Origin of the sequence: Synechococcus sp. R55.7, assembly GCF_047461955.1 — a bacterium.
Taxonomy (GTDB): Bacteria; Cyanobacteriota; Cyanobacteriia; order Thermostichales; family Thermostichaceae; genus Thermostichus.
Genome location: NZ_JANSIC010000027.1, coordinates 1683 through 5978 on the forward strand (window position 1 = coordinate 1683; position 4296 = coordinate 5978).

Here is a 4296-nt window from a genome sequence, read left to right on the forward strand (position 1 = left end):
AAAGGCCTCCGGCCCGCTTACGCGATCGGTGAAGCGGTTCCCCACTCTCTCTGGCGCAGTTCTTACAGGCTCCCCCTCGCCGATGGAGCTGGGAGATGCATCTTGGAGCAGGCCAAAGGCTTGGGTTGGGGAAGAAAAGCCTGCCGTGGGTTTGGAGGCAGCGGCAGGAGATCTGCTGCCAAGCCAGCCGGAAAGGGGCACCCCCGGCAAATAGACAGCGCTGGCTACGCCATCCGCCATCAAATCCCCGACAACGTGCATTTTGTGGGCCCAAGGGTGGCCCAGCAGCCGTCCGCCATCGTAGCGGCGTTTGATTGCCTCGGTTCGCACGGCGAAAGCATGTACCCAAGGCCGCCAACGGGGTTGATGCTCAGCATAGACCACCAGCCGATAGCGCAAGCGGCGAGCAATCCAGACGGCAAAAAACTGATCCCCCCCCAGAAACAGCACCACCCCTCGCTTGGCCCAATTCCAGGCTTCTTCGGTTTGGCCAGTAAGCAAAAAAGCCAGAAAAAAATCGGGATCCTGCACCCGATCCACGTCGACGAACGCTTGCGCTATCTTCATCTCTTGCCCGGAAGCATGGGGGCAGGGGGACAGCACCAGGGAGAGGCGTGCCTGAGGCAGTTGCTGGCGCAATTCCATCACCACCGGACGCACCCAGGTGGTCAGCTCTCCAGGGCCGTTTGAGAGAATAAGAATGTCATAGGGAGGCTCACCGCTGCTCAGTGGGGCCATCGGAGGCTGGGATCCTGCAATTAATCGTCTCATTCTACCGTTTGCCCATGGCCCTGGGCCGATTCCTGCCAGTCCGGAGATTTGTCGGGATCCCTTCCCAAAGAGGCAGCCCCAGCGTCGGTTGAGGGGCAAGGCGTTCTTCAGAGAGGCATCTGGCCATGCGAGAGGCCAGGGGATCCCTCAGGCCAGCAGGGACCCGCCGATCATCCCCGCCAGCAGAATAAACCCTTGCACCACATTTTGGCCGAAGATGGCCAGGTACAAGGTGGGAGAGGCATTCCTTTGGTGGAGCTGCCAGGTTTGCCGGCCCCAGAGGACAGTGACGATGGCCAAGCTGACAAAATAAACTCCATGCAACCGTAGGCTGAGGCCTACCCCCAACAGCGCGATGGCAGTGCCCAAAAAAAATAGCCCTACCGCCGTCGGCGTCCGCTGCCCGAAAAAACGGGCGCTGGAATGGATCCCGGCCCGCTCATCGTCCTCCCGATCCGCAAGAGCATAGACGGTATCAAATCCCAGTGTCCACAACACCGTGGCCAGCCACAGCCAGCCCAGCCCCTCTTCCCACAGGGGTGTGTTGGCATCTTGGCCGCTCACCGCCGTCCAACTGATGAGCACGGCAAATCCCCACGCCAGAGCCAGCACCAACTGCGGCACCGGAAACACCCGCTTGGCCCCCGGATAGAGCAGAATTACCGGCACCGCCGCCACACAGAGGGCAAAACTAACCGGGTTGAGAAACAGCGCCAGCCCTGCCGCACAGGCCAAACTCACCACCGCCATCAGGATCCCGACGCCAACGGTCAACTCCCGGCTGGCCAACGGGCGATGGCGGGTGCGCTCCACCAGCGGATCCAAATCTCGATCCCAAAGATCGTTGATGACACAGCCTGCCCCACTGGCAGCCAGGCTGCCCAAAATGATGATCCCGACCAACGGCCAAGGGGGTGTTCCCCGTCCGGCCAAAAAAGCTCCCCACAGAGCCGGGATCATCAAAATCAATCGCCCTGCCGGCTTATGCCAGCGCAACAGCCGCAGAATGGCTCCGCCAGTGGCCCAGAGTGCAGAAGGGGAAGCAGACATAACCGGTTTCCGGCCAATCGCGACAGCGGGACGGAGTCCTTAAAGCGTGAGTTGCCGTTCGCGGGAGGGGTGCAGAGCACCATGAGGCGTGGGTAGGGGCGGCTCCACATTAGAGATCTTAAATCATCCTGAATTGCAGGTTTTTGGAATCCTTTCGGTTCCATTCGCCGTCTCAAGACCTTGGGCAATCAGTCCACCCCTGTTCTCTTTACATTGGCCGGCCCTGGAAGTTTGATATCCTAGCGGGGGGCTGCTGTTGACGGTGGCGGCACTTGCCCTTCTTCCCCTGTGAGGCAGTGATTGCTACGTGACGCTTCCGCGTTCGTGACGGCGGTGCGGAGCACTTGCGTGCAGGCGCAACGGAGTTCTGTATGGAAGCAACCCTCTCCATGACCGGTCCACTTCCTCAAGCCAAGGAAGCTGCTCCCCATCTGGAGACCCTGCTGGTGGTGGATGACGAGGATGCCATTCGGGAAACGGTTGCCCTGGCTTTAGAAGAGCAGGGGTATCAGGTTTTACAAGCCGCTGATGGTCGGCAAGCCCTTGAGGTGGTACATACGGCTGAGCGGCTGGATTTGATGATCTTGGATTTGATGTTGCCCAGCTTGAACGGTCTGGATCTGTGCAGGCTGCTGCGCAGGGAGGGCAACACGATTCCCATCCTGATGTTGACGGCCAAAAGTAGCGAAACCGACCGGGTGGTGGGCTTGGAACTGGGGGCCGACGATTATCTGACCAAGCCCTTCGGCATGCGGGAGCTGATCGCCCGCTGTCGCTCGGTGTTGCGCCGGCAACAACTGGCCCAAGCCAGCGATGCCACGGTGCTCCGTTACGGGGATCTGTGTATGTTTACCCAGGAGTGCCGCGTGTTGGTGCGGGGCGTTGAGGTGAGTTTTTCCCCCAAGGAATTTCGCCTGTTGGAGCTGTTTATGTCCAATCCCCGCCGCGTTTGGACGCGGGAACAGCTTCTGGAGCGCATCTGGGGATCCGACTTCATGGGCGACAGCAAGACCGTCGATGTACATATCCGCTGGCTGCGGGAAAAATTGGAGCTGGATCCCAGCAACCCAGAGTATTTGGTGACGGTGCGCGGCTTCGGCTATCGCTTCGGCTAGTCTTTTTGCTGGCCACGCCACCGGCGGGCAAAAGAGAGCGCCTCGGCACGAGTTTGAATCTGCCCCCAAGCCTGCGCCTCCTGGAGGTCTTGCAGCAACTGGCCTACCCAGGGGCCGGGTTTGGCCCCCAAGCTGTGCAGCAGATCGCGGCCATCCAGCAGGGGCACCAGATGGGCCAGGGGATCCTGGGGGTCTTCGTAGCGTTTGAGCCAAGACTCCAGCTTTTGAGGGTCGCCGCCCGTAGCCACCGCCAACAGCGCCAGGCCACCGAACAGGGATCCCGCCTGTTGATAAAGCCGCCACTGTTGCGCAGGGGTGGGGGAGTCCGTCAGGAGAAGCTGAAGCTGAGGCAGAAGATGGTGTAGCTTTTGGATGGCCCGCATTTCCGCTCGGCTGAAGCGCAGCCGCTCCAGCTCGGTTTCCACCCTTTCTGCCGTTCGCGTCAGCAAGACAGAGTCCTCAGTTCCCGCTGGATCCCACAACAAGGCCGCCAGCACCACTGCCAACAGCCTGCCGCGCCCTTCGCGTGAGGATGTCAAGGGCTGGGCCAGCTCTGCCAGCGTGCGGGGATAGAGCGGTTGCCAGCGCCCGGCCCACTCCCACACGGCCTGAGCTTGAGGGAAGCCCGGACTTTCCGGCTTCAGGTGGGGCAGCCAAGCCTGCAGCAACCCCGCCGCCACCGCCCCCTGTAGGTGAGCCAGCCCTGGGATCCCTGCCTCCAACAGGGCCACTATCTCTGCCCGCACCCGTTCTGCCGCCACATTCGCCAAAAGGGGAGCCCGCTCCCGGATCGCCTCTTGCGTAGCTGGATCCAGCCCAAACCCCAGCTGAGCCGCCTGTCGATAACCCCGCAACAGCCGCACCGGATCAGCACTGAGGTTGTCGGGGTGGATCATGCGCATCCGGCCCTGGCGAATATCGGCTTGTCCGCCCGTGGGATCCAGCAGTTGCTCCCTTTGCAGATCCAAGGCCAGGGCATTGCAGGTGAAGTCCCGCTGCCTCAGATCCTCCTCAGGGGTGGAGCCCGCCTGCAGCCCCACGTCCACGGTCAACTTTGCCAACACAATGCGGGCAATCTGCCGTTCGGGATCCAACACCACAAAGCCCGCCCCCAACCGCCGTGCCACTGCCGCTGCCCAGCCCACGGGATCCACAGCGCACATCAGGTCCAAATCCACCGACGCTGAGGACTCCATCCCACCGTCGCGAGCGGGATCCCCAGCAGCACGGCCCTGCAGCCAAGCCAGGTAAGCATCCCGCAGGGATCCCCCTACCCAATAGCTTTTCTGCGGCAGCCACTCTTGGGGGAAAGGCAGCCGTTGGTAAAAATAGGTCAGCAGCCACTTCGTCAGCAAGGCTT

At 61.5% G+C, this 4296-nt stretch carries 3 protein-coding genes and 1 pseudogene; 1 reads left to right on the top strand and 3 read right to left on the bottom strand.

Annotation, left to right across the window (positions count from 1 at the left end):
* A pseudogene (locus tag NW820_RS02595) lies at nucleotides 1-738 on the bottom strand (hypothetical protein); the annotation flags it as partial.
* A gap of 180 nt (nucleotides 739-918) precedes the next feature.
* The gene (locus NW820_RS02600; protein WP_011434393.1) at nucleotides 919-1821 is read right to left on the bottom strand and encodes a 4-hydroxybenzoate solanesyltransferase; all 903 of its coding nucleotides are present in this window, start codon (nucleotides 1819-1821) and stop codon (nucleotides 919-921) included.
* A gap of 371 nt (nucleotides 1822-2192) precedes the next feature.
* Between NW820_RS02600 and NW820_RS02605 the strand changes: the two genes are divergently transcribed.
* Nucleotides 2193-2936, top strand: coding sequence for a response regulator (locus NW820_RS02605; RefSeq protein WP_414406609.1), 744 nt, complete (start codon nucleotides 2193-2195; stop codon nucleotides 2934-2936).
* Here NW820_RS02605 and NW820_RS02610 read toward each other — a convergent pair.
* The coding region (locus tag NW820_RS02610) for a CCA tRNA nucleotidyltransferase (protein ID WP_414406610.1) at nucleotides 2933-4296 on the bottom strand (1364 nt) is incomplete at its 5' end. The genes NW820_RS02605 and NW820_RS02610 overlap by 4 nt on opposite strands.

Bases quoted from the DNA above. Each gene is read 5' to 3' on its own strand.
- NW820_RS02605 (WP_414406609.1), top strand. From the start codon at position 2,193: ATGGAAGCAACCCTCTCCATGACCGGTCCACTTCCTCAAGCCAAGGAA.
- NW820_RS02600 (WP_011434393.1), bottom strand. From the start codon at position 1,821: ATGTCTGCTTCCCCTTCTGCACTCTGGGCCACTGGCGGAGCCATTCTG.